Annotated in this window: 24 protein-coding genes; 10 read left to right on the top strand and 14 right to left on the bottom strand. The window is 53.2% G+C overall.

The annotated features are described in order from the left end of the window. The first annotated feature begins 175 nt into the window (after positions 1 to 175). The 5 genes from FD737_RS08570 to FD737_RS08550 all read left to right on the top strand — a co-directional run bounded on the left by FD737_RS08570 (position 176) and on the right by FD737_RS08550 (position 4,533). On the top strand, positions 176 to 718 hold the full coding sequence (locus FD737_RS08570; protein WP_160833266.1) for a GNAT family N-acetyltransferase: 543 nt from the start codon (positions 176 to 178) through the stop codon (positions 716 to 718). Further along, complete coding sequence (locus FD737_RS08565; RefSeq protein WP_160833265.1) at positions 718 to 1,866, top strand: amidohydrolase; 1,149 nt, start codon at positions 718 to 720, stop codon at positions 1,864 to 1,866. The genes FD737_RS08570 and FD737_RS08565 overlap by 1 nt, the downstream gene beginning before the upstream one ends. Next, complete coding sequence (locus FD737_RS08560; protein ID WP_160833264.1) at positions 1,863 to 3,179, top strand: MmgE/PrpD family protein; 1,317 nt, start codon at positions 1,863 to 1,865, stop codon at positions 3,177 to 3,179. Before FD737_RS08565 ends, FD737_RS08560 begins: the two co-directional genes overlap by 4 nt. 171 nt (positions 3,180 to 3,350) lie before the next feature. Further along, on the top strand, positions 3,351 to 4,055 hold the full coding sequence (locus FD737_RS08555; protein ID WP_097117813.1) for a YafY family protein: 705 nt from the start codon (positions 3,351 to 3,353) through the stop codon (positions 4,053 to 4,055). Positions 4,056 to 4,218: 163 nt separating this feature from the next. Further along, complete coding sequence (locus FD737_RS08550) at positions 4,219 to 4,533, top strand: YicS family protein (protein ID WP_097117812.1); 315 nt, start codon at positions 4,219 to 4,221, stop codon at positions 4,531 to 4,533. 8 nt (positions 4,534 to 4,541) lie between these two features. Here the strand turns inward: FD737_RS08550 and FD737_RS08545 are convergent, their stop codons facing one another. From FD737_RS08545 to FD737_RS08525, 5 genes are all read right to left on the bottom strand, one after another. Next, complete coding sequence (locus FD737_RS08545) at positions 4,542 to 5,189, bottom strand: anti-sigma factor domain-containing protein (protein ID WP_160833263.1); 648 nt, start codon at positions 5,187 to 5,189, stop codon at positions 4,542 to 4,544. Then, positions 5,186 to 5,740 (bottom strand): RNA polymerase sigma factor, encoded by a 555-nt coding sequence (locus FD737_RS08540; protein WP_097117941.1) that lies wholly within the window; start codon positions 5,738 to 5,740, stop codon positions 5,186 to 5,188. Before FD737_RS08540 ends, FD737_RS08545 begins: the two co-directional genes overlap by 4 nt. Before the next feature lie 43 nt (positions 5,741 to 5,783). Further along, positions 5,784 to 6,347: a fasciclin domain-containing protein gene (locus FD737_RS08535; RefSeq protein ID WP_097117810.1), complete on the bottom strand. Its 564-nt coding sequence runs from the start codon at positions 6,345 to 6,347 to the stop codon at positions 5,784 to 5,786. 145 nt (positions 6,348 to 6,492) lie between these two features. Beyond that, on the bottom strand, positions 6,493 to 6,717 hold the full coding sequence (locus FD737_RS08530; protein WP_097117809.1) for a hypothetical protein: 225 nt from the start codon (positions 6,715 to 6,717) through the stop codon (positions 6,493 to 6,495). A 209-nt stretch (positions 6,718 to 6,926) separates the two neighbouring features. After that, positions 6,927 to 7,877, bottom strand: a complete 951-nt coding sequence (locus FD737_RS08525; RefSeq protein WP_160833262.1) for a bifunctional helix-turn-helix transcriptional regulator/GNAT family N-acetyltransferase — start codon at positions 7,875 to 7,877, stop codon at positions 6,927 to 6,929. A 224-nt stretch (positions 7,878 to 8,101) separates the two neighbouring features. Here FD737_RS08525 and FD737_RS08520 point away from each other — a divergent pair, with 224 nt between their 5' ends. Next, positions 8,102 to 8,485 carry a VOC family protein gene (locus FD737_RS08520; RefSeq protein WP_160833261.1) on the top strand — a complete coding sequence of 128 codons (384 nt, stop codon included), beginning with the start codon at positions 8,102 to 8,104 and terminating at the stop codon, positions 8,483 to 8,485. 37 nt (positions 8,486 to 8,522) lie between these two features. Here FD737_RS08520 and FD737_RS08515 read toward each other — a convergent pair whose 3' ends face one another. From FD737_RS08515 to FD737_RS08495, 5 genes are all read right to left on the bottom strand, one after another. After that, a complete protein-coding gene (locus FD737_RS08515; RefSeq protein WP_160833260.1) occupies positions 8,523 to 10,811 on the bottom strand; it encodes a molybdopterin-dependent oxidoreductase in 2,289 nt (762 codons plus the stop codon). 35 nt (positions 10,812 to 10,846) lie between these two features. After that, complete coding sequence (locus tag FD737_RS08510; protein ID WP_160833259.1) at positions 10,847 to 11,608, bottom strand: amino acid ABC transporter ATP-binding protein; 762 nt, start codon at positions 11,606 to 11,608, stop codon at positions 10,847 to 10,849. Continuing rightward, a complete protein-coding gene (locus tag FD737_RS08505; RefSeq protein ID WP_034827514.1) occupies positions 11,601 to 12,524 on the bottom strand; it encodes an amino acid ABC transporter permease in 924 nt (307 codons plus the stop codon). Before FD737_RS08505 ends, FD737_RS08510 begins: the two co-directional genes overlap by 8 nt. Then, complete coding sequence (locus tag FD737_RS08500; protein WP_058961755.1) at positions 12,521 to 13,417, bottom strand: ABC transporter substrate-binding protein; 897 nt, start codon at positions 13,415 to 13,417, stop codon at positions 12,521 to 12,523. The genes FD737_RS08505 and FD737_RS08500 overlap by 4 nt, the downstream gene beginning before the upstream one ends. Positions 13,418 to 13,745: 328 nt before the next feature. Further along, entirely contained in the window at positions 13,746 to 14,936 is a 1,191-nt protein-coding gene (locus tag FD737_RS08495) for a glycoside hydrolase family 5 protein (RefSeq protein ID WP_370523037.1), read from the bottom strand. Between the two features lie 330 nt (positions 14,937 to 15,266). Between FD737_RS08495 and FD737_RS08490 the strand changes: the two genes are divergently transcribed. From FD737_RS08490 to FD737_RS08480, 3 genes are all read left to right on the top strand, one after another. Continuing rightward, a complete protein-coding gene (locus FD737_RS08490; RefSeq protein WP_160833258.1) occupies positions 15,267 to 17,447 on the top strand; it encodes a TonB-dependent siderophore receptor in 2,181 nt (726 codons plus the stop codon). A gap of 205 nt (positions 17,448 to 17,652) precedes the next feature. Further along, positions 17,653 to 18,576, top strand: coding sequence for a myo-inosose-2 dehydratase (iolE, locus tag FD737_RS08485; protein ID WP_097117804.1), 924 nt, complete (start codon positions 17,653 to 17,655; stop codon positions 18,574 to 18,576). A 10-nt stretch (positions 18,577 to 18,586) separates the two neighbouring features. Further along, a complete protein-coding gene (locus tag FD737_RS08480) occupies positions 18,587 to 19,768 on the top strand; it encodes a Gfo/Idh/MocA family protein (protein WP_160833257.1) in 1,182 nt (393 codons plus the stop codon). On the opposite strand, the gene FD737_RS08475 is transcribed toward FD737_RS08480, so the two are convergent. The 3 genes from FD737_RS08475 to FD737_RS08465 form a co-directional block, all read right to left on the bottom strand. Continuing rightward, positions 19,765 to 20,679 carry an alpha/beta fold hydrolase gene (locus FD737_RS08475; protein ID WP_097117802.1) on the bottom strand — a complete coding sequence of 305 codons (915 nt, stop codon included), beginning with the start codon at positions 20,677 to 20,679 and terminating at the stop codon, positions 19,765 to 19,767. The genes FD737_RS08480 and FD737_RS08475 overlap by 4 nt on opposite strands. A 217-nt stretch (positions 20,680 to 20,896) precedes the next feature. Then, positions 20,897 to 21,340: a GNAT family N-acetyltransferase gene (locus tag FD737_RS08470; protein ID WP_097117801.1), complete on the bottom strand. Its 444-nt coding sequence runs from the start codon at positions 21,338 to 21,340 to the stop codon at positions 20,897 to 20,899. Further along, complete coding sequence (locus tag FD737_RS08465) at positions 21,324 to 21,869, bottom strand: GNAT family N-acetyltransferase (RefSeq protein WP_160833256.1); 546 nt, start codon at positions 21,867 to 21,869, stop codon at positions 21,324 to 21,326. The genes FD737_RS08470 and FD737_RS08465 overlap by 17 nt, the downstream gene beginning before the upstream one ends. A gap of 118 nt (positions 21,870 to 21,987) precedes the next feature. Here FD737_RS08465 and FD737_RS08460 point away from each other — a divergent pair, with 118 nt between their 5' ends. Further along, complete coding sequence (locus FD737_RS08460; RefSeq protein ID WP_160833255.1) at positions 21,988 to 22,902, top strand: DMT family transporter; 915 nt, start codon at positions 21,988 to 21,990, stop codon at positions 22,900 to 22,902. Between the two features lie 5 nt (positions 22,903 to 22,907). On the opposite strand, the gene FD737_RS08455 is transcribed toward FD737_RS08460, so the two are convergent. Continuing rightward, complete coding sequence (locus FD737_RS08455; RefSeq protein WP_160833254.1) at positions 22,908 to 23,795, bottom strand: MurR/RpiR family transcriptional regulator; 888 nt, start codon at positions 23,793 to 23,795, stop codon at positions 22,908 to 22,910. Positions 23,796 to 23,990: the final 195 nt, after the last annotated feature.

The following is a 23,990-nucleotide window of genomic DNA, read 5'->3' as shown; positions in this document are numbered from 1 at the left end:
CGCATTAGCTTAGTCATTTTTCACATATAGAAGCACAAGGCATTACTGATATTCTGAGTTGCTTAGCACGCTGGGTATTTTGAATTAGCACTTTAAATTGCGCTTTTTCAACCGCTATGCGCTGCTCAATCTGCATTCAATTTACCGCTTCCAGGCGGTTTTTCCGGGGATAGTTATGTCACTTGAATTTCGTCAGGTTAGAGAAGATGAGGTTGAAACCTATCAGGCGCTGATGCACGCCGCCTATGCGCCGACGCTGGCACTGGGCATCAAATTTGATGCCGCCACAGCAGACCGTGAAAAGACGCTGCGTCACCTGCAAAGCCACGGCGTTTATGCGCTCTACGCGGAAGGTGTGATGGTTTCCTCAGTCACCGTGCGCTATCCGTGGGGGCCGCTGCCAGGCCCGTTTGGTCTGCCGCATATTGGCTGGTTCGGTGCCCATCCCGATTATCCCGGCAAACAGTATGGCCGCCAGGTACAGGACCGGCTGGAACACGAGATCCTGCTAGGCAAACTGCGCGCACCTGCGGTATCACTGGGCACCGCCACCAGCCATCCGTGGCTAATCGAGATGTATAAAAAACGCGGCTTCCAGTTGATGCATACCACCGATCTCGACAAAGGCCACATCACCCAATATATGAAGAAAGTGCTGGATGACAGCGCGCATGATGCGTGGATGACACGTCAGGCCGAACAACAAGGAAGCAAATAATGAGTTTTGATGAGAGCGCATTGGGTCAACATTTGATTGCCTTCCGCCATGAGTTACACCGTTTTCCAGAACTCTCCAATGAAGAGTTTGAAACCACCGCGCGTATTCGCCAGCAACTGGATCAGCACCAGATTCGCGTGTTGGATCTTCCGCTGAAAACCGGATTGGTGGCTGAGATAGGTCCTGTTGTTGGGCCATTGATCGTGCTGCGTTCCGACATTGATGCACTGCCGATTGAAGAGCAGTCTGATGTCACGTTCCGTTCAGAACGTCCGGGGGTGATGCACGCGTGCGGCCACGACTTCCACAGTTCCGCAGCCTTAGGCGCGGCGATTCTGCTGAAACAGCAGGAAGCGAATTTATCGGGCCGCGTACGTATTCTGTTCCAGGCCGCCGAAGAAACCGGCCAGGGCGCGCCGGATGTGATTGCTACCGGCGCACTGCAGGATGCGATAACTATTTTCGGCATTCATAACGATCCTTCATTACCACCGGGCGTGATTGGCAGCAAAGCCGGCCCACTGACCGCCGCCGTCGACCGCTTTGATATCAAGATCATCGGCACCGGTAGCCACGCTGCGAAACCGCATCAGGGCAACGATCCGATTGTGATCGCCGCGCAAATTGTTTCTGCGGCGCAAACGCTGATCAGCCGTAATGCGCCTTCCGGCGACAATGCAGTGGTATCGATCACCCAGATTCACAGCGGCAGTACCTGGAACGTCATCCCGGACAGCGCGTGGCTGGAAGGCACGGTGCGTTCATTCTCACAGGAGACGCGCGAGCGACTGGAGCAACGCTTCCGCGAGATCGTGCAGGGAATTGGCGCGGCCTTTGCTGCCAACGTTGAGTTCAATTGGCATGCAGGTCCACCGTCGGTGGTGAATGATGCACACTGGGCCGATTTCGCGCTGCAACAGGCAGCGGCCAGCGGCTTTGAAGCGCGCGTGGTAGAGGCCAGCCCGATTGGTGAAGATTTTGCTTTCTATCAACAACAGTTGCCAGGTGCCTTTATGATGATTGGCACCGGTGAACCTTATGCGCTGCATCATCCGGCATTTCGTATTAACGATGATGTGCTGCTGCCGACCTCACGTTACCTGGCCAATCTCGCCGTCGCGGCACTGAACAGTGTGGCGCCACAATGAGTATCACCGCTGCCCTCGCTGAACTTATCGTTCATAGCCAACCCGATGCCGCTGCACGTGAAGCCGCGCGCGAAGGGGTAAAGGATTTTCTCGCTGTCAGCTGGCCGGTGCTGCAAGGCCAGGTGCCGGATAGCGGCTTGCCGGCACTACGAACCGTTTATGGCGATGGCGGCCCACGTTCTCAGGCGTTGCTGCTTGGTTATGCCGCTCACGCGCTGGATTACGATGATTTCCACGCTGATTTTCGCGGTCATCCCAGCGTGGTGATTTTGCCTGCCCTGTTTGCCTGGCAGCAGCAACAGGCGGCAGCGATTGATGATTTCCTTGATGCTTACGCCATCGGTGTGGAAATGGCCGGACGACTAGGGTTGGCCGCCAGCCAGCAGCATTATGCGTTAGGTCATCACAACACCGCGACGCTGGGCACCATTGCCGCCGCCGCCGCGCTGGCGCGTCTCCTGAAACTGGAGGTCAGCGCAACTGCCACGCTAATCGGTATCGCCACCACCCAGGCCAGCGGGCTGCGTGCGCAGTTCGGTTCCGCTGTCAAACCGCTCCACGCGGGTTTAGCGGCGGAACGTGCGGTTACTGCAGCCCAGCTGACGCTGGCCGGTTTCGATGGCAAACAGGATGGCGTGGTTGAGGCTTTCCTTGCGGCCAGCAGCAACGGCGCAGCTCAACCTGAAAAATTGGTCGCGCATTGGGGCAAGCCGTGGCGCATCGTGACGCCGGGTCTGGAGTACAAACCCTTCCCGACCTGCGCCGGAACGCATAGCGCAGCGGAAGCCGCGCGCATTCTGCGTGATGGCTGGTTAGCCAACGGCAATTCGCTGGAAGCGCTGCTGGATAACATCACCGATATCAGCGTAGCTTTCCCGCCAGGGGGCGATATTGCCGCTTCCGTCACATCGCCCACCAATGGGATTGAAGCGCGTTTCAGTCTGGAATACGTGATTGCCGCAATGCTGATTTATAACGATCTGCGGCTGGAAGATTTTGCGGAAGGCGATCTTAATCATGCTGTGATGCCACTGGCAGCGAAAGTGAGACGAGAACCTGACGACACCGCACCGCCAGATGCCATTAATCCCGCATTACGTTTTCATCTGGTCACTCTTACCTTGCGCGATGGCACTCGGCTGCAACAGCGACGCACCCGTCAGCAATCGCTGGCCGATGGTGTGGACGTTGAAGGTAAATTGCGTCTGGCACTGCGTCAGGAATCGGGCGAGCGACGGCAACAGGTGCTGCAAAGCAGCGCATTGCAGACAACCGCTGATCTGGCAGTGCTGCAGCAGTTATTACGCGTTTAATATCACGTCCGTTGCAGCGCTTTTAGTTCACCACATTACAGACGAAGTTGCGTCTATCGGGATGACGAGTGCCGTATTAATCTACAGGTCGCCGCACTTGCGCTGGAGTCAACTCTGGTGCGTGCGGCTGGACTGCTCCTGACTGCCAGACTCTTAGCTTAGGCACACACCATGACCAAAACCCAGCGACTGATGGAGCTTGTACAATTGTTACGTTGTCACCGCTATCCGGTGACTGCGCAGCATCTTGCGGAGCAACTCAGCGTAAGTGTGCGCACCGTCTATCGCGACATTATCAGCTTGCAGCAGCAAGGCGTGGAAATCGAGGGCAGCGCGGGTTTAGGTTATTTGTTGAAATCAGATGGCCATCTCCCGCCGCTGATGTTCTCGCGCCATGAACTCGATGCGCTGGCGTTGGGGTTGGACTGGGTCAGTCGCCATACCGATGCCGAATTGAAATCTGCCGCACAACATGCGCTGGCTAAAATCCACGCCGTATTGCCGGAACATTTATCTCACGCGCTCGATCATCAATCGCTGCTGGTTGCCACACGTGGTGAAGTGCTGTTTGAAACTCATCTGCCCGAAATTCGCCAGGCAATCCATACGCGCAACAAGATCACCTTACGATACAAAGATCTGAAAGACGCCACTTCAACCCGGGTGATTTGGCCGGTGGTGCTGGGCTATTTCGATCGCGTCCGCTTACTGTGCGGCTGGTGTGAGTTGCGCCAGGATTTTCGCAACTTCCGCGTTGATCGTATTGAAGAAATTCAGGCGAGTGATGAGGTGTATCCTGGAACGCGTTTTCAATTACTTAAGCGCTGGAAGGATTACCACCAGTTGCGGGAACAGAATGGCTATCGTGAGGCATGATGTTTGAAGCCCACAACGAGCAGTATTTCATTTTGTTTTGCGCTATCTCTGATAACCATGAAAAAAACTTTCGAAACCACTGATCATCGACCACGCTTCAATGCATAGCATCGCCGCAGCTTTAGCACACTGCTAAAGCCTCAGCACCCTCAACGGAGGCACTATGTTCTGGAAAATTGGCTCTTGCTCATTGCTGGTCATGGTTTCATTTATTTCTGTGGCTAAGTCACCCTACAGCAACCTGTCCTACGCATTACGAGAGCAGCAGATCATCACCGATCTGCGCGCGCACTGCCATCTGGCGCAAGAGATACCGAATGAACGCATTAAGCAGGTGTTTCTGAATAGCTCAGAGAATCACGATGCGATTGTGAACGCCGCTGATGCCCTGAAGAAGAAGGATCAGTCTGGCTACCACCAGCATATTGAACAGGTGAGCTGCCCAAAACTGGCGATGTTCTCGCCAGCAAAAAAGTAGAGGCCGCGCTAAAGTAAGCCACTGTACAAAACCGGCCCTGTTGGCAACCCCGTTGGCGAACCGCCTTGAGGTTCAAGACTGATCGCAATCGTTGTCCCTGCTGCCAGCGTTTTTTGATCCATCTCGATCCGAGTGGCTGAATTGTTTGCCAGCAGCCCTAATGAAACCGGCTGTTTGCCGGCAGGGATCAGCCATAGCTGCAGACTGTTAGCTGTCGCAATGGCAACGGGTTTCAGCGGCGCGAGTTGCAGATAGCGGCTATCGCTACTGCGGCTCACCACCCACTGCCCCTGCTGCTGCGCATCACCGAGAATAATCAGCGGTGCGAATTCTTCCGGGCGATAGTTGTAATAAGAGACCAGCGTAATGGCCGCCAGACCCGCAGCAACCAGCCAACCCAGGTAAGGATTGGCGCGTTTAACCGGAGTTTTAGCCGGCAGGCTTAACGTGATCTTTTTCCAGACGCGTTCAGGCGGTGTTTGAGGCCGCAAGTGCGTATCTAATCCGGTTAACATCGTCTGCCAGCTGGCGACTTTCGCGGCGAGTTCAGGTTCCTGCTGTAGCCGCCGTTCAAAGCGCAAACGGGCATTGCCGCGCAGTGTTCCCAATGCATATTCGGCCGCGAGCGCGTCATCATGTTGCTTGTTGTTGTTCATAGGCCCACGCACTCCCGAAGATGCTCCATCGCACGACGGATCCAACTTTTCACTGACCCTACCGGCTGTTGTAACCAGGCGGCAATATCGCTGTGCGACATCCCCTGATAGTAAGCCAGCGTCACACTTTGCCGTTGCTCACTGCTAAGGTGCTGCAAGCAATGTTGTAAACGGGCCGCCTGCGAATCATCAAATGGCTGCTCTGTATTATCAGCATCCGTTTCCTGAGTACTGTCACTGTATTCCTCTGACGCCAGCGCTTCACGCGCCTGCCCACTGCGCAACCAGTCGATACAGCGGTTACGCACAATATGCGTCATCCATGTCATGGGGGCACTGAGTGCGGCATCATAGCTGTCGGCTCGGTTCCAGATGGTGAGGAAGCAATCATGCAGCACTTCTTCTGCCCAGGCTGGCTGGCGTAAAGTGCGCAATGCAACTGCAAACAAATGCGGAGAAGTGAGTCGATACAGTTGTTCAAATGCCGGGCGATCGCCTTGCGCAATCGCCCGCAATAATTTCACCTGCTGTTGAGCCAAAACGTTATCCATGTTTTTCCCGGAAGGCATTGAAATGCCTTCCGAGTATAGACAATTACTTAGGCATCAGGACGGTGTCGATGACGTCGATCACACCATTTTTCTGGTTCACATCATAAGTGCTGATATTGGCCACATTACCCATGCCATCTTTCAACTGAATATTGTGAGGACCGTTGCTCATAATCCATAAAGGCTGACCGTTAACGGTTTTCAGTTCCGCATGACCGCCACCTTGTTTAATTTTCATCTCCAGCGCTTTCATATCGTATTTACCGGCCACGACATGGTAGGTCAGGATGCTGGTCAATTTGGCTTTGTTTTCTGGTTTTACCAAATTATCCACGGTGCCAGCAGGCAATTTCGCAAACGCGGCGTTGGTTGGCGCGAACACAGTGAAAGGCCCTTTTCCTTCGAGTGTTTCCACTAAACCTGCTGCCTTCACTGCGGCCACTAACGTAGTGTGATCTTTAGAATTGAGTGCATTTTCAATGATGTTTTTCTGCGGATACATAGCGGCACCGCCAACCATGACAGAATCAGAGTTCATGGCTGCGAAAGTCGTGGCGGAGAACATCAGCGCGCCAGAGATGACTGCGGTGGTGATTAGCTTTTTCATCATAAATCCTCGTTGTAGGGGAGCGAAGAATTTGCTCACAACGGGATATACGTAAGGAGGGGGCCAACTGGATGCAGAGAAAAATAAAAAAATTTCGCCCCTCACAAAACGGTTTAAAACACCGTCATGTGAGGGTTCGCTGGCTTTACATCTCGTCTTCAGGTTCCAGGGCGTCCTGAATGGCATCAGCCAGATTAGAAATTTCATTCGCTACCGCCTGAAGATCCCACGACGCTTTTGAACCGCTGGCAGAGGTTGAAGCGCTGACGGATTCCTTCGCCACCGCTAAAGCGGCCGCCACAGCGATGGTTCGCTTGTGTTGTTCTGGCGTCATACCCATTGGGGGTGGTGCAAAGTAGTCATTGACCATTTCATCTCTCCGTTTACAGCGTTCAATAAATTAAATCCTGTGTGTATTATCAGGATATTGAGCGCGAGCGCGACTAAAAGTTCACGTAATGCTCCTGACAGATGCTGTTAAAGCGAGCACGTCCTACAGCGGTAATTTTGGCAAAGAGATATTCGCTGGTAACCCATCCAGAAAAAAACTGTCAAAACTGTGTCGATAATCCAGCATGCCTAAACGATTTTTCTGCTGAACTGTTGCTCAGTAAGGGGGCTTCCCCACTGATCGCCCTCCCATTCTTTTGACAATTCAAATCCAAATGATTCGTACAATCGTCTGGCCGCGGTAAGTTGATTAAACGTCCATAACTGTACTGAAGCGAATTTCTGTTCATCACAAAATCTCGTCGCTTCTGAAATCAGTTTTCTGCCCAATCCGCTACCACGACACCCGTCTTCAAGGATGAACCAGCGCAGATGCGCCTCATTATTTCCCAGATCTTCACCGTCAATGGCAACTGACCCGACAATGCGTTCATTCAACATTGCCAGCCAAATCTGATTACAGGGTTTTTCCAGTCGCAACGCAAAATCAGCCAGACCGGCAGCAACCTTCGCTTCAAAGAAATGGCCGAAGTGATGCTCTCTGGCGTAAAAGCTGCCATGCATTTCTGTAATACGACCAATCATACCTGCATGATAACCCGAGACTATCTTGACGTTATTTTGCACTTGCCCTGCGGTGTTTTCCCGACAGGCTTTCAACGCGCTGGCGTATGACGATAGGCCCTGTGATATAGCGTCCTGAGTAAAGGGATCGAGTTTTCTGAGCGCTGCTGCTACTCGTTGGTCAGCGTAAGCATTGATGCTCTGCACGGTATCTTTACCCTTCCCGGTGAGGCTCAGTCGCTTGGTCCTCGCGTCTTCTGAACATGGACTTTCTTCAAGTTCTCCGGCTTCAACGAGTTTAGCGAGCATGCGGCTGACGCTGGACTTCTCCAGCCCTAAAATCTGCACCAGTTGAGCCGCTGTCATTGAGCCATGAAGTTCAACTTCAAGCATGGCGTGAACGGCTGAGGGAGGATAATCCGTTGCAGCCAGATTTTGGTTCATAAAACCCAGTTCTCGCACCATTAAACGTGATGACACACGGATGTTTTTTATGTTTTGAAGTTCAGTAGTCATTTACGGTACCTTGCCAAATTGGTTGCGCAATACAACCATTAGCACACAGGGTTTGTCAATGATTGACTCCCGGCGACGCCAGGCTCAGAGATTGAATTAGCGACTTCCGTGTAAAGCCTCGCCACTCTTAACTGACCCACTTTCCAGCGTGGCTGCGGCTACTGACAGAATTTGTCACAGCCGCCTCGTACTATGCAGCCGTAAACCCACAAGGAGAAAAAACCATGTTTACTGCTGATATGACCATCCTTTATGTACCGAACGTCGTCAAAAGCGCTGACTTTTATGCATCGCTGTTCGATATCAAGCCGATTAATGTCACGCCCACTTTTGCGATGTTTGTTTTTGAGAATGGATTCAAACTGGGTTTGTGGTCGAAATACACCGTTCAACCGCCGGTGGAGACGCAACATTTTACGGCCAACGGTGAAATCACTTTTAAAGTGCAGCACAAAGCCGACGTCGATTTCCTCTACAACGAATGGGGCGAGTTCCGTGAGATCACCATTGTACAGTCACCGACCGAGATGGATTTTGGCTACACCTTCACGGCTATCGATCCTGATGGGCATCGTCTGCGCGTAATGTGGTTGCAGTTAGAAGATTAATGTTCTGGGGCGGCCATGCGGCCGCCCATTGAGAACGCTAACCTTGCGGCGGGATAAATGCCTGCACCGGCGTCAATTCTCCGGCGTATTTGCGAACCTGCACCACGGTGATTTGACCACTGCAGCCCTGCGTCAGCGACGATGTGCCAATATCCAGCGTCAGCACATTGGGGTTCCCGTGACGACATAGCGGACGCAGTGCGGTGGGATCGACGGGATCGTACCAGGCACCCGTCGGGAGCTGCACCACGCCGGGCATCACCGTGTCGGTTACACGCGCGCTGGCGAGTACGTGACCTCGCTGGTTGTAAAGCTCAATAATCTCGCCGTCTTGAATGCCCAGCGATGCCGCATCATCCAGATTCAGGCTGCATACCTCACGTCCATCACGTTTGCCACTCAGGCTGTAATCACCGAAATCCAGCTGACTGTGCAAACGCGTCGCGGGCTGATTGGCAATGAGCCAGAACGGATGGTCGGCATCGGGCTTTTGCTGCGGCTCTCGCCACACCGGATGTCCGGGGCAGTTTTCATAATCGAAACTGGCAATCGTCGCCGAGTAGATTTCGATTTTCCCGCTCGGCGTTGGCAGTGGTGCAGCATCCGGATCGGCGCGGAAGGCATTCATCATCCGTCCACCGTCTTTAAGCTGCGGCAATTCCAGCACGCCCTGCTGCCAGAATTGTTCAAAATCGGGAATGTCGACCTGATGCGTTGCCAGCTTTTGCTGCAACTGTGCGTAATGGTGTTTCAGCCAGCCACGCGTATCGCGACCTTCGGTAAACGCCTCTTCACGTCCCAGCCTGCGCGCCAGCTCAGCAAAAATGGCGTAATCGTCTTTGGCTTCGCCGTGCGGTTGCGCGACCGGCTGCATAGCAAACAGATGGCGATCGGTTGGCGCACCGCCGATATCTTCTCGCTCCAGCGTCATGGTCGCGGGCAACACGATATCGGCATGCCGTGCACTGGCCGTCCACGCAATCTCATGCACAATCAGCGTATCCAGCTGACAAAATGCCTGACGGAGTCGCGCTAAATCCTGATGGTGGTGGAACGGATTACCGCCCGCCCAGTAAGCCAGACGAATATGCGGATAGGTTAAGCGGCGGCCATTGTAGTCGAACGGCTTACCTGGATTGAGCAACATGTCTGAGATGCGCGCCACCGGGATCAGGCGATCAATGCCATTCTTGCCCTGCGGTAAAGCCGGGAAACTTACCAGGTTGTGATGCTTACCGTAATGACCCAACGCGCCCAGCGCATAGGTGTAACCGCCGCCCGGTAAACCCGGTTGGCCCAGCGCCGCGGCCAGTACCAGCCCAAGCCACACCGGTTGTTCGCCGTGCTCCGAACGTTGCAGCGCATGCGCAACGGTGACCAGCACACGCTTACCGGGTAAGTGACGGGCAAAATCAGCGATAAAGGCCGCGCTGACGCCGCAGATCTCTGCCGCCCAGGCGGCATCGCGTCGCGTGCCATCTTCTTCACCACGGATATAAGCGACCATTTCCGGCCAACCCACGGTATAGCGACTGAGGAAGGCTTCATCCGTTAGCTGTTCTTCAATCAATACGGACAGAACACCGAGAATAAAGGCGGCATCGGTGCCTGGACGCAAGGCCAGCCACTCCCCTTTGGCTTCGTCGGGTAGATCGCTTTTCAATGGGCTTACTGAGATAAAACGTGTGCCGCGTTGTGCAGCCTGCTTCATAAAACCGCGCTCGGTGTGTTCACTTAATCCACCGCTCGCCACCTGCGAGTTTTTCAGCGCCAGACCGCCAAAGGCGATGACGATTTCACTGTGCTGAGCAATCTCTTCCCAGCTCACGCCGCGCCGCGCAATCTCGTTCATGTCGCCGACGATATGTGGCAGCAGCACCGAAGCAGAGCCGGAACTGTAGCTGTTTACCGAACGCACATAGCCGCCCAGCGTGGTGTTCAGGAATCGGTGTACCTGGCTTTGCGCATGGTGAAAACGTCCGGCGCTCGACCAGCCATAAGAACCGCCAAAAATGCCCTCTGGGCCATAAGTGTCGCCCACGCGCTTCAATTCACGCGCCACTAATTCGTAAGCCTGCTCCCAGCTAACCGCAACGTATTCGTCATTGCCCCGGCGCTGATCGGGGCCGGGGCCCTCTTCCAGCCAGCCACGACGCACCATCGGGCGCGAGACGCGTGCCGGATGATTTAAAGCGGTGCGGAAATTTTGCAGCAGCGGGCTGGGATCGGGATCGCCTTTAAAGGGTTCGATAGTGAGCTGGTCGCCCGATTGCTGGGCATGAAAAGCGCCCCAGTGGGCGCTGTGCATTACCGGTTTTTGCGTCATCACTGTTCCTGGCTATCAAAAATGAAAAACGGTGCTTAAAGCACCGTTGCAATAAAGTTTCTTACGCGCCCGTTTTCCGGGTCGTCGAGGACTTGCTTAGTCGGTCCGGCCGCCACGATTTTGCCGTCTTCCATAAAGACAATGTTGTCGGCAACCTCGCGCGCGAAACCAATCTCGTGCGTCACAATCACCATGGTGATGCCGGAGTGCGCCAGTTGCTTAATCACTTGCAACACTTCGCCCACCAGTTCTGGATCCAGTGCCGATGTCGGCTCATCGAACAGCATCACACCCGGGTCCATCGCCAGCGCGCGCGCAATGGCCACACGCTGTTGCTGTCCGCCGGAAAGATTCTGCGGCCACTCCTCTTCGCGCCCTGCCAGCCCCACCTGCTTAAGCAGTGACAGCGCTTTGCTGGTCGCCTGTTGGCGGTTCTGCTTTTTCACGCGCATCGGTGCATCAACGATGTTCTGTAACACCGTGCGATGCGGGAACAGGTTGAACTGCTGGAACACCATGCCAATTTGCGCACGCTGACGCGCAATCTCACTGCTGCTTAACTCATGCAGCGCCTGGCCTTTCTGCTTGTAGCCAATGATTTCGCCACCAATACGAATGGTGCCGCCATCCAGTTTTTCCAGGTGGTTGATGCAGCGCAGCAAAGTGGATTTCCCCGAACCAGAAGGCCCAAGAATGACCGTGACAGAACCGGCAGGAATATCGAGATTCACTTCGTCCAGAATCGTGACGCCAGAGAAGCGTTTAGTGACTTTACGTAAGGCGATCGCTTCAGCCATTGCTTACGCTCCTTTCAGGTTTTTGCGCGCTAAAGCCCGGCAAGGATTTAAACAGGCTGCGTTTTTCACGACGCGTAACGCCACGACCAAAATAGCGTTCAACGTAGAACTGACCAATCGACAGTACCGAGGTCATCAGCAGATACCACAGCGTCGCCACCAGCAGCAGCGGGATCACTTCATAGGTACGCTGATAGATGATCTGCGCGGAAAACAACACGTCTTGCAGCGAAATGACTGACACGACGGCCGTGGTTTTCAACTGACCGATAATTTCATTACCGGCAGGTGGCATGATGGCGCGCATCGCCTGTGGCAACACCGTGTGTCGGAAAATCTGCGCGGGGCGGTAACCCAGCGCACGTGCGGCTTCCAGTTGTCCGTTTCCCACGCTTTGGATACCGGCACGCACAATTTCTGCGGCATAGGCAGATTGATGCATCACCAGCGCGATCACTGCCGCACTGAATGGACTCACCAACGCATTAGACTGGGTACTCCACAGCTCGCCCAATCCGGGAATAGAGAGTGAAATCGTTGGATAGAGCGCGGCAATGTTGTACCACAGGAACAGCTGCACCAGCATCGGCACACCCCGGAAGAACCAGGTATAGAACCAACTCACGCCCACCAGCACGGGGTTGGATGAGAGGCGCATCAGCGCCAGCACCGTACCAAACGCAAAGCCCAGCACCACCGAAATCGCCGTCAGTTGCAGCGTCATTAATACGCCCTGCAGGATCGATTCGCCGGTGAAATTTTCCGCAATCACGCTCCATTCGAAGCGTGGATTGTTAATCATCGAGTGCGCCATTGCCACGACGCACAACAGCACCACCAGCGCACTCAGCCAGCGTCCGTAGTAACGTTTGCCGACAATTTTCAAATCATCGGTGTGGTCACGTACATCACTCATTGAAAGATTTCCTGGTTACGTTTGGATTCTTTAACCGCGCCAAAACCGATGCCCCAGTTGTCGAGGATCTTCTGGTAGCTACCATCTTTGATCAGCGAGTTAAGTGCCGCTTGCACCGCAGGCTCAAGCGCAGAATCTTTCGGGAAAGCCACAGAAACAGGCGCGTCATGCACGGTGATTTCGCCGCTCAGGGTGATAGGTTTAATCACCTTCGCCTGCCACAGCAGACCTTCGTACGGGCCGAGGAACATCGGTACGCGACCGCTGACCACGGCCTGAACACCGGCTGGACGATCCGGGAATACGGATACTTTGATCGGTTTTTTACCCGCGGCTTCACAGGCTTTGCTGGCTTCTTCCAGACGCGTCACCTGCGTGGTGCCTGAACCTGCGCCAACTTCCAGGCCGCACACGGCGTCAAGGGTTTTGAACGGTGCCACATTGGCATCTTTTCGCGAAATAATGCCCAACAGGCTGGCATCGTAATAGCTCACGAAATCGATAATTTTGGCGCGGGTCGCGGTGGCGTTGATATTGGAGAGTGCCACATCGTAACGACCGGTTTTCAGGCCGGGAATGATATTGTCGAAACCGCCGGTGTCCCGCCACTGGACCTGGATCCCTAAGCGTTCGCCCACGGCGTTCATCACGTCAATTTCACGTCCGGCCAGGGTTTTGTTGTCTTCTTTATAGAAAGTGGTCGGCGGCGTGTTGGGATTGGTTCCTGCCACGATGTAGCCGCGCTTAACCACATCCGCCGGCAGCAGGCTTTTCAGTGCCGGGTCGGCCTTAACATGGAGTGAACTGTCAGTCGGGACGGATTGATCGGCGGCAAACGCGGTGTGTGCACTCAATGCAAGTGCAAGCAAGGTGATACCTTTGGCGAGTTTCACTGGAACCTTCTCCTGATATATATAAATGTTTCCCTGTCGGGAAAAGGCGTTGAGGTAGCGATGTATTTTTCTTCTTTCTCACCTCACAGCGGAAAGAAATTGTCATCCTCAGAACGTCCCGCAGCCATTCTCAGTAAGATGTGCAGCGATCACAAATGCGAAAAACGGATATCTATTGCCAGATTTCGGGAATAGAACTCGGCGCCCGTGGTGACGGGGATGACCGCGCCAGCGATGGCGCGGTTTGAAGTGAGGTATTCAGATTTAGTCAGGTATTCAACAGCCTGCTTTTACCATGGCTTATGAACGTTTTCTTCTTAACAAGATTTTATCGTTCTAAACGTTTGCGTATAGGCTCAAACTCTTTCGTCGCATGGCGTGGAACGGTATCGGGTAAATTTTGCTCCGCAGCCTGCCAGTATTGCCACGGTACTTTCTTGTCGCCCAATTCGTAATCCATCCCATCCCAGCTGTCTTCCCGGAAGCTGTAAAACGCCCAGTGCGACTGCTGCTGATCCAGCACCTTTAACACATCCTCCAGATATTGCGTGCACCCTGGTAAGGTGCGGACACAACCGAACTCACCAACCACCATTTGATGGCGGGCCACATCGTGCGATTTCGCCCACTCAAACGGTAGCGCTAAATATTCTGCTACGCGTTGTGCATCCCACTGTTGCTGCAATCCCGCAAACGGGACTTTACCCGGGTAAGGCCAGGGCGCTTTGCGTTTGGCATTCGGTGCACTGGTGGCGGAATAAGGCTCATACATGTGCACGCTATATAACACCCGTTTATCTTCGAGCGGCTGTGGCCAATACGTGAAGGCATCGGCGGCAGCGTACCAGCCACTGTCGATCATCACCGGCGTCTGCTGATCGACTTCGCGAATCGCCGCAATCACGGTGCGGTAAAACTCCGGTAAATCCCGCGCGGTACCCTTGTGCTGCAGATACCAGCTTTTCATGGTTGCGGCAGACGCATGTTCGTCCAGACCGCCCATTTTCTCCGGTGCGGGTTCATTAATGATGTTGTATGCCGCTACTGCAGGGTGGTCTTGCAATGCAGCCGCAAGGTCACGCCAATAACGGGCACTTTGCTGCCAGAAAGCGTTGTCTTGCCACAGCCGGTCGTCGAACTGTCCGCCATTATTTTGTGACCAGCGCATGCCGGGTAAGGAAAGCGGCGTAATCACCACTTTCAACCCTGCTGCCTCAGCGTTATCCAGCACATTTCTCAAAGTGGCGACATCTTCCGCCACTAATCCCTGGTAGCGATCCGCACTGCCCAGCAGAAAATCACGCTGTTTGGTGGGCCATTTATCCCAGGAGAGCCGCACCCAAGAGGCACCGTAAGTGTGGAGAGCATTGAAATAAGCAGTATTGGGTGGAATGCGATTAAAACTGTTGCCGCCATGTTGAGGTTGCAGCCAGAAATCCATCTTATCGGCGGCTCTGGCAACAGGAATAGTGAACGAAATCAGTAACAGGAATGTAAAGGTTTGTATGATCTGGCGCACACTTTCTCCTTGATTTATGAGAGTCCCAGGCACCCTTTTTGGTGCAGGCTCGAAGCTAAATGGATTCCCATGTAGTTACTGTGCGTTATCACTGATTTTAGTCTACTGATTTGCAAGGAATTGATGACAGTTTGATGAACGCTTTTCCTCCGCAACGTTTTTTAAGCACAAACGTCACTCTGGCTTTACGTTTCTTCACGTTTCCCCCGCAATTTGCACCAATCATGGAGAAAAAAAGGAGACGCCGGTTTGTCGCATATACAATGAGAAACATTCTCATTATCATGCGCATTTGCTTACATATGTTAATACTTCAGGGAGAAGATTTAAGTGAATGTAACTTTGTATGTCAGGAAGCGCCCTCTTGCACTGATTGTGGCAGCCTTGCTCACCTCACCTGCTTATGCCGCAGAACCACCGGAAAAACTGGCTGACGATGAATCAATGATCGTCACTGCAGAACAGGGTCTGAAACAACAGCCTGGCGTTTCCACTATTACCGCTGAGGACATTGAGAAAAGCCCACCGGTTAACGACCTCTCCGATATCATCCGCAAAATGCCGGGCGTCAACCTGACCGGTAACGGGGCCAGCGGTAGTCGTGGCAACAACCGCCAGATTGATATTCGCGGCATGGGCCCGGAAAACACCTTAATCCTGATAGATGGCGTGCCGGTCAGTTCGCGTAACTCCGTGCGTTACAGCTGGCGTGGCGAACGTGACTCGCGAGGTGATACCAACTGGGTGCCCGCGGAGATGGTAGAACGTATTGAAGTGATTCGCGGCCCAGCCGCCGCGCGTTACGGTTCCGGTGCGGCTGGCGGCGTGGTGAACATCATCACTAAACGCCCGACCAATGACTGGCATGGATCACTGTCACTTTTCACCAATCAGCCCGAAAACAGTAAAGAGGGTGACACGCGTCGCGCCAACTTCAATTTGAGTGGCCCACTGGCTGGCGATGCATTAACCATGCGTCTGTATGGCAATATCAACCGCACCGATGCGGATGCTTATGATATCAATACCGCTCAAAACGGCTCTTATGCTGCGGGACGGGAAGGGGTACGTAATAAAGATATTAACGGTGTACTGTCATGGAAAATCACTCCTACTCAGATCGTTGATTTCTCCTACGGCTATAGCCGTCAGGGCAATATTTATGCGGGCGACACGCAGAACAGCAATGGAAATAGCAGTGCAGGTGGTTTAGTTGAATCTCTGTACGGCAGTGAAACAAACCGCTTATATCGTCAGAGCTATGGCGTCACTCATAACGGTATCTGGGATTGGGGCACATCCAAAATTAATTTCAACTACGAGAAGACCAATAACACTCGCTTGAAAGAAGGCACTGCCGGAAGTGTTGAAGGGATGATCAACAGTAATGTTTATTCGACCAGTCGTCTGGAAAGTTATCGTGCTGGCGGAGAAATAAACTTCCCACTGGAATTATTGGTGGACCAAACCGTGACGTTGGGAGCGGAATGGAACCGCGATGAGCTTAATGACCCTGCGTCAATGCAATCTGCAAGTACAAACCTTTACTTGCCAGGTAGTTCAGGCGATCCGTCTCAGCGCAGCAGTAATAACTCCGCCACGATAAGTTCTCTTTATTTTGAAGATAATATTGCCGCCACTGACAGCACTGAAATTATTCCGGGTTTACGCTTTGATTATCATGATGCTTTTGGCGCTAACTGGAGTCCAAGCCTAAATATTTCGCAAGGATTGGGCGACTATTTTACGCTCAAAGCGGGTATTGCGAGGGCATTCAAGGCGCCTAACTTATATCAATCAACTCCCGGCTACCTGCTATCAACACGTGGCAATGGCTGCCCAATTGGCCTATCCCAATGTTATTTATTAGGGAATGACAATCTCGATCCTGAAGTGAGCGTCAATAAAGAAGTGGGACTAGAGTTTAACCACGCGGGTTATGTCGCGGGTATCACCTACTTCCGTAACGATTACAAAAACAAAATTGTATCCGGTACTGATGTTGTCTACACCAATGGTACTTACAACGTGCTTCAGTGGGAGAATGGAGGCAAAGCCATTGTAGAGGGGCTGGAAGGGAACCTGACTATTCCATTGATTGCGGACACACTTGAGTGGCGGTCTAATGCGACTTACATGTTCCGTTCAGAAAGTAAGAAGACCGGAAATCCTCTATCGGTCATTCCTGAATTTACTATCAACTCACAATTAGAGTGGCAAGCAACTGATAGCCTTAGCGCCAATATCAACTGGACGCAGTATGGCCGCCAAAAACCGCGCCAAAATGCAGAAACAGTTATTGAGGGAAGACCTGGAGGTCTTTCACAACGTGAAATCAAGCCATATTCCATTGTCGGCTTGAACCTCAATTACGACATCACTAAAAATTTGCGTGCTAATGCGGGTATTAACAACCTGTTTGATAAGCGCATTTATCGTGAAGATGAAGGTGCTTCAACTTACAACGAACCGGGCCGCGCCTATTACGCTGGCGTCACCCTGTCGTTCTGAGTCCAGATGGGTGGCCTTCTAAGGGCCACCCCTATTGACTTGCTTTTCTATCTCCCTGTTAACCCATCAATTTCCATCCAAAATCACATCAATATTTTTTTGACGTTAAGCCTGCAAATTTTGATGGTTTTACGTCAAATAACCGCTCGCCGCTGCACATCGCATCCGCTAATTTCATCGCTATCTCCCCTACAGGATATAACCGATGATCAAAGAAGCGTTTTATCGCACAGGTCACCCCGCACCTCAACTCGGCGTCAGCCCACTCTCCTGGGTCAATGAAGTGCTGCAATACCTCGGCGCAGGGACCTCGGCCGAACACTGTTTGAAAGAAGCGAAACAGGCCGGATTTCAGGGCGTCGAGCTAAGTCGCATATTCCCGCGCGAACCCGGGGCATTGAAGCAGCTGTTGGCACAACATCAACTGCAGCTGGTGTCAGGCTGGCATGACGGATTTCTCACCGAACGCAGCGTTGAGCAGGAGCTGGATGCGGTGCACAACCATGCCACCCTGCTGCAGGAAAATGGCGCCAACGTGATGGTGTACGGCGAATGCGGCTGGATGGCTGACAACGCGCTGGATGTGCCACTGAGCACCCGACGTTTGTTGCCGGAGAGTCAGGTCGCCGACTATGCCGATCGCCTTTCCCGCTTTGCCGAAGCCCTGTTTGATCGATACGATTTACGCCTCGCCTATCACCACCATCTCATGATGGTGGCCGAAACACTGCCGGAAATCCGTGCGTTGATAAATGCCTGTTCGCCCGCCGTTGGCCTGTTACTGGATACCGGTCACGCCACCGCTGCCGGATTCTCCTATACGCAACTTATTGAGGAATTCGCCGACCGCATTTGCCACATCCATCTAAAAGATGTGCGGTTGGATCGCCTGCAAAAAGTACGGGCCAGCGGTATGACCTTCAACGAAGCCGTGCTCGCAGGGATGTTTACCGTGCCAGGCGACGGCGGTATTGATTATCGGCCGCTGGCAGAGTTTATCGCTCGCAGCGGTTATCAGGGCTGGATGGTGGTGGAAGCCGAGCAGGATCCGGCGAAAGCGCCCCCATTGGAGACCGTGACTCGCGCACAACGTTTTGTTGCCCAACACATTTTACCTGCAAACGCTTAAGGAGCCGCTGATGGCTGGAAAAACACTGAATGTTGGCCTGATCGGTTCAGGCTTTATGGGCCAGGCACATGCCGATGCATGGCGCCGCGCGGGTTTACTGTATCGTAACCTGGCGCTGCAACCCGTTCTGCATACGCTGGCAGATGTCACGCCCGCACTGGCCGAAGAAGCGGCTCGACGCTACGGTTTTCAACAAAGCACGGCGGACTGGCAGTCGCTGGTGAACAACCCTGAAATCGATATTGTTGATATCACCACGCCTAATAGCATGCACTTCGACATGGCGCTGGCCGCGATTCGTGCAGGTAAACATGTCTACTGCGAAAAGCCGCTCACCGTTTCGTTGCAGGAAGCACAAACCCTGACCCAGGAAGCTGAGCGAGCAGGTGTGAAAACCATCATGGCGTTCAATAACATCAAAACGCCGGCAGCGCAGTTGGCGAAGCAGATGATCGATCGCGGTGACATCGGCACACCGACACGCTTCCGTGGCTGGTTCGATCAGGGATTTTTCAACGATCCCGAGCTGCCATGGAGCTGGCGTTGCTCACGCGAACAGGCCGGTTCTGGCTCACTCGGTGACTTAGGCTCACACGTGGTGAGCGTGGCGCAATATTTGATGGGGCCAATCAAGAGCGTGGTAGGACAGGAGCAGCTGTTTATTGACACGCGCCCTGCGGCGGGTGGTGGTTCAGGCTATGGTGCCCAGGCAGATAAACAGGCGGCGCGTTTGAAAGTGGAAAACGACGATCAGTTCCAGGCGCTCGTGACTTTCGAGAACCGCGCCGGTGGCGTGATTGAATCTTCACGCATCTCCGCAGGAAAAGTGTTCGGCATTGCCTGGGAAATCTCGGGCACCGAAGGCACCATCATCATGGACGGTGAGCGCTTTAACGAACTGAAGATTGCACGTTATGGCGATGCGAAACACGATCGTGGCTTTAAAACCATTTATGCCGGTTCTCAGGTCGAGCAGTTTGGAGGCTTCTTTGGCTTCGATTTCGCTGGCGGTGGCCTGGGATACTTCGATGTGAAAGTGATCGAAATTTACGACCTGATTAAAGGCCTCAGCAGCGAAGCCGGTTGTTTCCCGGATTTACGCTTTGGCCTGGAGAATCAGCAAATCATTGAAGCGATGGTGCGCTCATCTGCCAGTGGTCAACGTGTGGAGATCGCCAGTCTGCGCAACTAACTAAAAAACTCGCGCAGTGCCTCAGCCAGCGCCTGCGGTTGCTCATCCGGGATGAAGTGACCGCAGTGCGCGATTTTGATGCCTGAAACCTCAGCCGCAAACTCCTGAAGCGGAATCGCCATATCGGGGATCGAACCCTGATCGGCACTGACCGCCAGCAACGGCACCGTCAGTTTGCCGTTATCATGCAGCCATACACGGTTTTGTTCCGCCGAGACGCTCACTTCGCGATAGGCCGCCATGCCTGCGCGCAATGCCCCGTTCTGTTGCAACAAGCGCACATATTCCGCCATATCTTCCGCGTCAAACACCATTGGGCTGACGGCTTTGCGTTTCAGGAACCAATCCAGATAGATCTCTTCGCGCCCGGCAATTAAGGCTTCAGGCAGATCCGGCAGCAGATGGAAGGCGAAATGCCAGGTTTTCCAGGCCTTATCGGGCGTGGCAGGCAGCGCATCCGGCAAGGTCACGCCCGGAATGCCGGCGTCAAGCAGTGCAAGTTTTTTTATCTGATTGGCATAACGCAGGGCAAACGGCCAGGCCACCCACGCACCGACATCATGCGCCGCAAGATAGTAGTGATGGATGTTCAGTTGCAGCAGCAGGCCCTGTACTTTTTCTGCCAGAGAAGTGGTGTCATATCCGCTGTAAGGCTTATCGGAATCCCCCTGACCGGGGAGATCGGGCGCGATAATGAAGTAACGATCGCCAAGCAGAGCCATTACCTTGCGCCACGCAAACCAGCTTTGTGGGAACCCGGCTAACAGCACCAGGGTTTCACCTTGTGGGTTGCCGCCGCTAACGTAGTGGATGCGAACACCGTCTACGGTGGCGTAATGATGGGAAAAATCAGGCAGGTTGGTGACAGGTTGTGACCAGCGCGATGTTATTTTTAATTCTGAGGCATTCATCCGTTACTCCTAGAATTGGAAATGGTTACTTCCTAATTGGTCAAATTCTTGGTCGGATAGGTCGAAAACATAATCGTTCCTGGTTGGCATGGTTGGCCGCGTTCTCGTATCAAGATTTGAGTTTGCGCTAAGGGAGATACCATTTAGGAAATGATCGATTCCCAAATGGTACAGGATGGTAGGAAGAATTGACAAGCGGTGTGAGTGAAATTGCTGATTAGGGTGCAACACGGTATTGCACAAAATCCGTCTTCGTCGCGACCTGATCATACAGCGCTCGGGCGCGGTAATTATTCTCGCGCGTCATCCAATACACTTTCGAGCAGTTCAATGCCTCAGCGGCAGCATTCACCGCTGCGATCAACGCGCGACCCGTGCCTTGTTTACGCCCGTCTGGGCTGACGAACAGATCCTGCAGGTAACAATAGTCACCCAGGGTCCAGGTGCTGCGATGGCGAATAAAATGCACCAGCCCAGTCAATTTGCCCTGCTCCTCCGCCACCAGACAATGCATCGGTTCGCCTTCCGCAACCAATCGTTGAAATGTCGTATTGGTGACCTCTTCCGTGACCTCACTGACATAAAAGTCGAGATAGCCCAACCACAGCGATTTCCACTGTGCGTAATCCTCTGCAGTGAGTTTTCTAATGACCTGTTCCATTTCTTTCTCTCCATTGTTGGCGTGTGATGGTGAACATCAAACTGGCGGGCGGATCTTGCGGATTAAACACCCTTTCGAGGAAAGTCATCCCGACCTTTTCCAGTACGCGGCTTGATGCGGTGTGGTTTTCTCTCACCACACCGACAATTTCTTTCAGTTTTAGATCTTCAAAACCGTGGCGGATGGCGCGATGCGCGAGTTCTGTCGCATAGCCTTTTCCCCAGGCATCCGGTTCAAAACGGTAACCCAGATTGTTGGTTCTGCGCCCGTTGAATTCGCTGACGAATACGCCACCGAAACCAATCACGTGTTGAGGATCGCTTTTCTCCATGATGACCCAGTCATCGAAACCATGAATAGCGCGGTCTTTGATTCTGCGTAATAACACTTCTCGCGCATGATCAAGGCTTGGATAAGGCCCGCGTGGGTTAAATTGATGTGTTCGTGCATCGCCATAGATGCGAAAAAGCGCCTGCAAATCCGTGCGCTCAATCGGCCGATACAGCAGCCTTTCAGACTCCCAATGCATTCATTTCCTCGCCGTTTTTTGTTATCCAGCGAAGTAACATAGCACCGCGACATCGCTTTGAGTGTTAAGAATTTTTGCTATGATGTCAGCCCATCTTTCTAATGATTGAATCTGAACCATGCGAACATCGGACTCGTTGCGACTTTTGCTGCTGGCGGCTATCTGGGGAGCCAGTTTTCTTTTTATGCGTATTGCCGTTCCCGCGCTGGGTGCGATTAATACGGCTTTTTTGCGCGTGTTATGTGGCGCATTGGGTTTAATCATCGTGATGGCAGTACTGCGCATTCCGCGTCGCTTCGAAGGCAAACTGGGTTGGGCAATGTTGCTGGGTGTGATTAACTCAGGATTACCTTTCCTGATGTATTGCCTTGCCGCTCGCGTGCTGCCCGCAGGCTACTCCGCAATACTCAACGCTACTGCGCCGTTAATGGGTGTCGTGATTGGTGCGGCGTTCTTCAATGAACAACTGACCGTGAGTAAAGTGCTGGGTATGGTGGCCGGTGTTGTCGGCATTATGTTAATCAGCACCACTGGCGAAGGGGTGCTCTCGCACGCATTGATACTTGGCATTGCGGCTTGTCTGGTCGCCACCACCTGTTACGGTTTTGCCGGCTTTCTGGCCAAGCGCTGGATCGGTTCGCGCGGCGGGCTTGATGCCACGAAAGTGGCGTTCGGTAGCCAGTTGGGCGCCTCGCTTTTCCTGCTGCCTTTCTTTGCCTTCAGCGCCCCGCAAACGCCGGCGGCGAACTGGCAAATACCTGAAGTCTGGGCCTGTATTTTGGCCGTCGGCTTTATTTGTACTGCGCTGGCCTACATCATCTATTTCCGTTTGCTGGCCGATATTGGCCCCCTGCGCACCCTCACCGTCACCTTCCTGATTCCGCCTTTTGGCATCCTGTGGGGCTGGTTAGTGCTGGACGAGCAAATCAATCAGGGCTTTATAAGCGGTGCATTGCTGATTGTGCTGGCGGTATGGCTTGTCACGCGCAGCGGAATGGTCAAACCCGCCGCGCCGAGTACCTCTGACAATTAATAACGCTATTTCTTACCGGTGGGTTTCAGTGAACGATTGAGATCCTGAATGCGTTTCATGGTTTTTACCGTGCGCGATGAAGTCGCTGAAGCCACCGACAAAATCAACATCTCCAGACACACCAGCACGGTGCCATGCAGAGGCATACGACCATTCTCCCCACCGCGCGGCACGTTGATAATCACATCCGCTTCTTTGGCGAAGGCTGAATCTAAGGCATTGGTCAGCAAAATCACCGGCATCCCCAGCCGCTTCGCCTCTTTCAGAGTAGTCAGCCCTTCTTTATGAGCAGACTTCTGCGCCATCATGATCAGCACATCACCACGCTGTAAGGTGATCAACTGTTCAGCGAGGGCAATGCCCGAACGGTTGAGCGTGACGGCAGGAATGCCAATGCGCGTGAATAAGCGGGCGCTGTAATCCGCCAAAATCCCTGAAGCATTAATGCCAAAGAGCGCTACCTGACGCGCGTCGATCAACATCGCGACAGCCTGCGCCACCGCTTGCCGATTGTGAGGTTCCGAGAGGGCATCGCAGGCGCGTTTATGGCCACCCAGTACGAAATCGATCCCCGAATTGATGTCACACGACAGCTCGCTGACGGTGGCGCTCATTTTCTCTTCTGAATTCATCGCCGGGCCAAACCAGGCTTTCAACGTGGTTTTCAAATCACGCAAACCGGCAAATCCCAATGCCTGAACGGCACGCACCACGGTGGCATCTGAGGTATGAGTCGCATCCGCTATTTCCATGGCGGTGGCATCTAATATTGCCTCACGATTATCGTGGATATATCGCGCGACGGATTGAAGGCTGGACGATAATGACGGAGCGCGTGCGCGATAGCGTTCACCTAATACATCAACCCGATTTTTAATTTTATTTATGGCCATCTTTTTACCTGTTTGTCATCAGGGCGTGATTTCGTTCCCCATTTAGGCACGGCATTGTAGTGATATTTCTTGTTTAATCCAGCACCCTGATCGCTATCGCTCCTTTGGGGTGGAACGTTTGATTGCAGCAAGAAATCTATTTATCTAACTGTTTTTGTTGCATTTATAACAATTAAATCTCTAATGGAAATAGCG

This window comes from Pantoea sp. Seng, assembly GCF_009829935.1.
Classification (GTDB): domain Bacteria; phylum Pseudomonadota; class Gammaproteobacteria; order Enterobacterales; family Enterobacteriaceae; genus Pantoea; species Pantoea communis.
The sequence above is the reverse complement of the archived record's forward strand: the minus strand, read 5'-3'. Positions and strand labels throughout refer to the sequence as shown.

What these genes read in the sequence shown, in the direction of transcription:
- FD737_RS08570 (WP_160833266.1), top strand. Translation starts at nt 176, where the DNA reads ATGTCACTTGAATTTCGTCAGGTTAGAGAAGATGAGGTTGAAACCTAT.
- FD737_RS08565 (WP_160833265.1), top strand. Translation starts at nt 718, where the DNA reads ATGAGTTTTGATGAGAGCGCATTGGGTCAACATTTGATTGCCTTCCGC.
- FD737_RS08560 (WP_160833264.1), top strand. Translation starts at nt 1,863, where the DNA reads ATGAGTATCACCGCTGCCCTCGCTGAACTTATCGTTCATAGCCAACCC.
- FD737_RS08555 (WP_097117813.1), top strand. Translation starts at nt 3,351, where the DNA reads ATGACCAAAACCCAGCGACTGATGGAGCTTGTACAATTGTTACGTTGT.
- FD737_RS08550 (WP_097117812.1), top strand. Translation starts at nt 4,219, where the DNA reads ATGTTCTGGAAAATTGGCTCTTGCTCATTGCTGGTCATGGTTTCATTT.
- FD737_RS08545 (WP_160833263.1), bottom strand. Translation starts at nt 5,189, where the DNA reads ATGAACAACAACAAGCAACATGATGACGCGCTCGCGGCCGAATATGCA.
- FD737_RS08540 (WP_097117941.1), bottom strand. Translation starts at nt 5,740, where the DNA reads ATGGATAACGTTTTGGCTCAACAGCAGGTGAAATTATTGCGGGCGATT.
- FD737_RS08535 (WP_097117810.1), bottom strand. Translation starts at nt 6,347, where the DNA reads ATGAAAAAGCTAATCACCACCGCAGTCATCTCTGGCGCGCTGATGTTC.
- FD737_RS08530 (WP_097117809.1), bottom strand. Translation starts at nt 6,717, where the DNA reads ATGGTCAATGACTACTTTGCACCACCCCCAATGGGTATGACGCCAGAA.
- FD737_RS08525 (WP_160833262.1), bottom strand. Translation starts at nt 7,877, where the DNA reads ATGACTACTGAACTTCAAAACATAAAAAACATCCGTGTGTCATCACGT.
- FD737_RS08520 (WP_160833261.1), top strand. Translation starts at nt 8,102, where the DNA reads ATGTTTACTGCTGATATGACCATCCTTTATGTACCGAACGTCGTCAAA.
- FD737_RS08515 (WP_160833260.1), bottom strand. Translation starts at nt 10,811, where the DNA reads ATGACGCAAAAACCGGTAATGCACAGCGCCCACTGGGGCGCTTTTCAT.
- FD737_RS08510 (WP_160833259.1), bottom strand. Translation starts at nt 11,608, where the DNA reads ATGGCTGAAGCGATCGCCTTACGTAAAGTCACTAAACGCTTCTCTGGC.
- FD737_RS08505 (WP_034827514.1), bottom strand. Translation starts at nt 12,524, where the DNA reads ATGAGTGATGTACGTGACCACACCGATGATTTGAAAATTGTCGGCAAA.
- iolE (WP_097117804.1), top strand. Translation starts at nt 17,653, where the DNA reads ATGATCAAAGAAGCGTTTTATCGCACAGGTCACCCCGCACCTCAACTC.
- FD737_RS08480 (WP_160833257.1), top strand. Translation starts at nt 18,587, where the DNA reads ATGGCTGGAAAAACACTGAATGTTGGCCTGATCGGTTCAGGCTTTATG.
- FD737_RS08475 (WP_097117802.1), bottom strand. Translation starts at nt 20,679, where the DNA reads ATGAATGCCTCAGAATTAAAAATAACATCGCGCTGGTCACAACCTGTC.
- FD737_RS08470 (WP_097117801.1), bottom strand. Translation starts at nt 21,340, where the DNA reads ATGGAACAGGTCATTAGAAAACTCACTGCAGAGGATTACGCACAGTGG.
- FD737_RS08465 (WP_160833256.1), bottom strand. Translation starts at nt 21,869, where the DNA reads ATGCATTGGGAGTCTGAAAGGCTGCTGTATCGGCCGATTGAGCGCACG.
- FD737_RS08460 (WP_160833255.1), top strand. Translation starts at nt 21,988, where the DNA reads ATGCGAACATCGGACTCGTTGCGACTTTTGCTGCTGGCGGCTATCTGG.
- FD737_RS08455 (WP_160833254.1), bottom strand. Translation starts at nt 23,795, where the DNA reads ATGGCCATAAATAAAATTAAAAATCGGGTTGATGTATTAGGTGAACGC.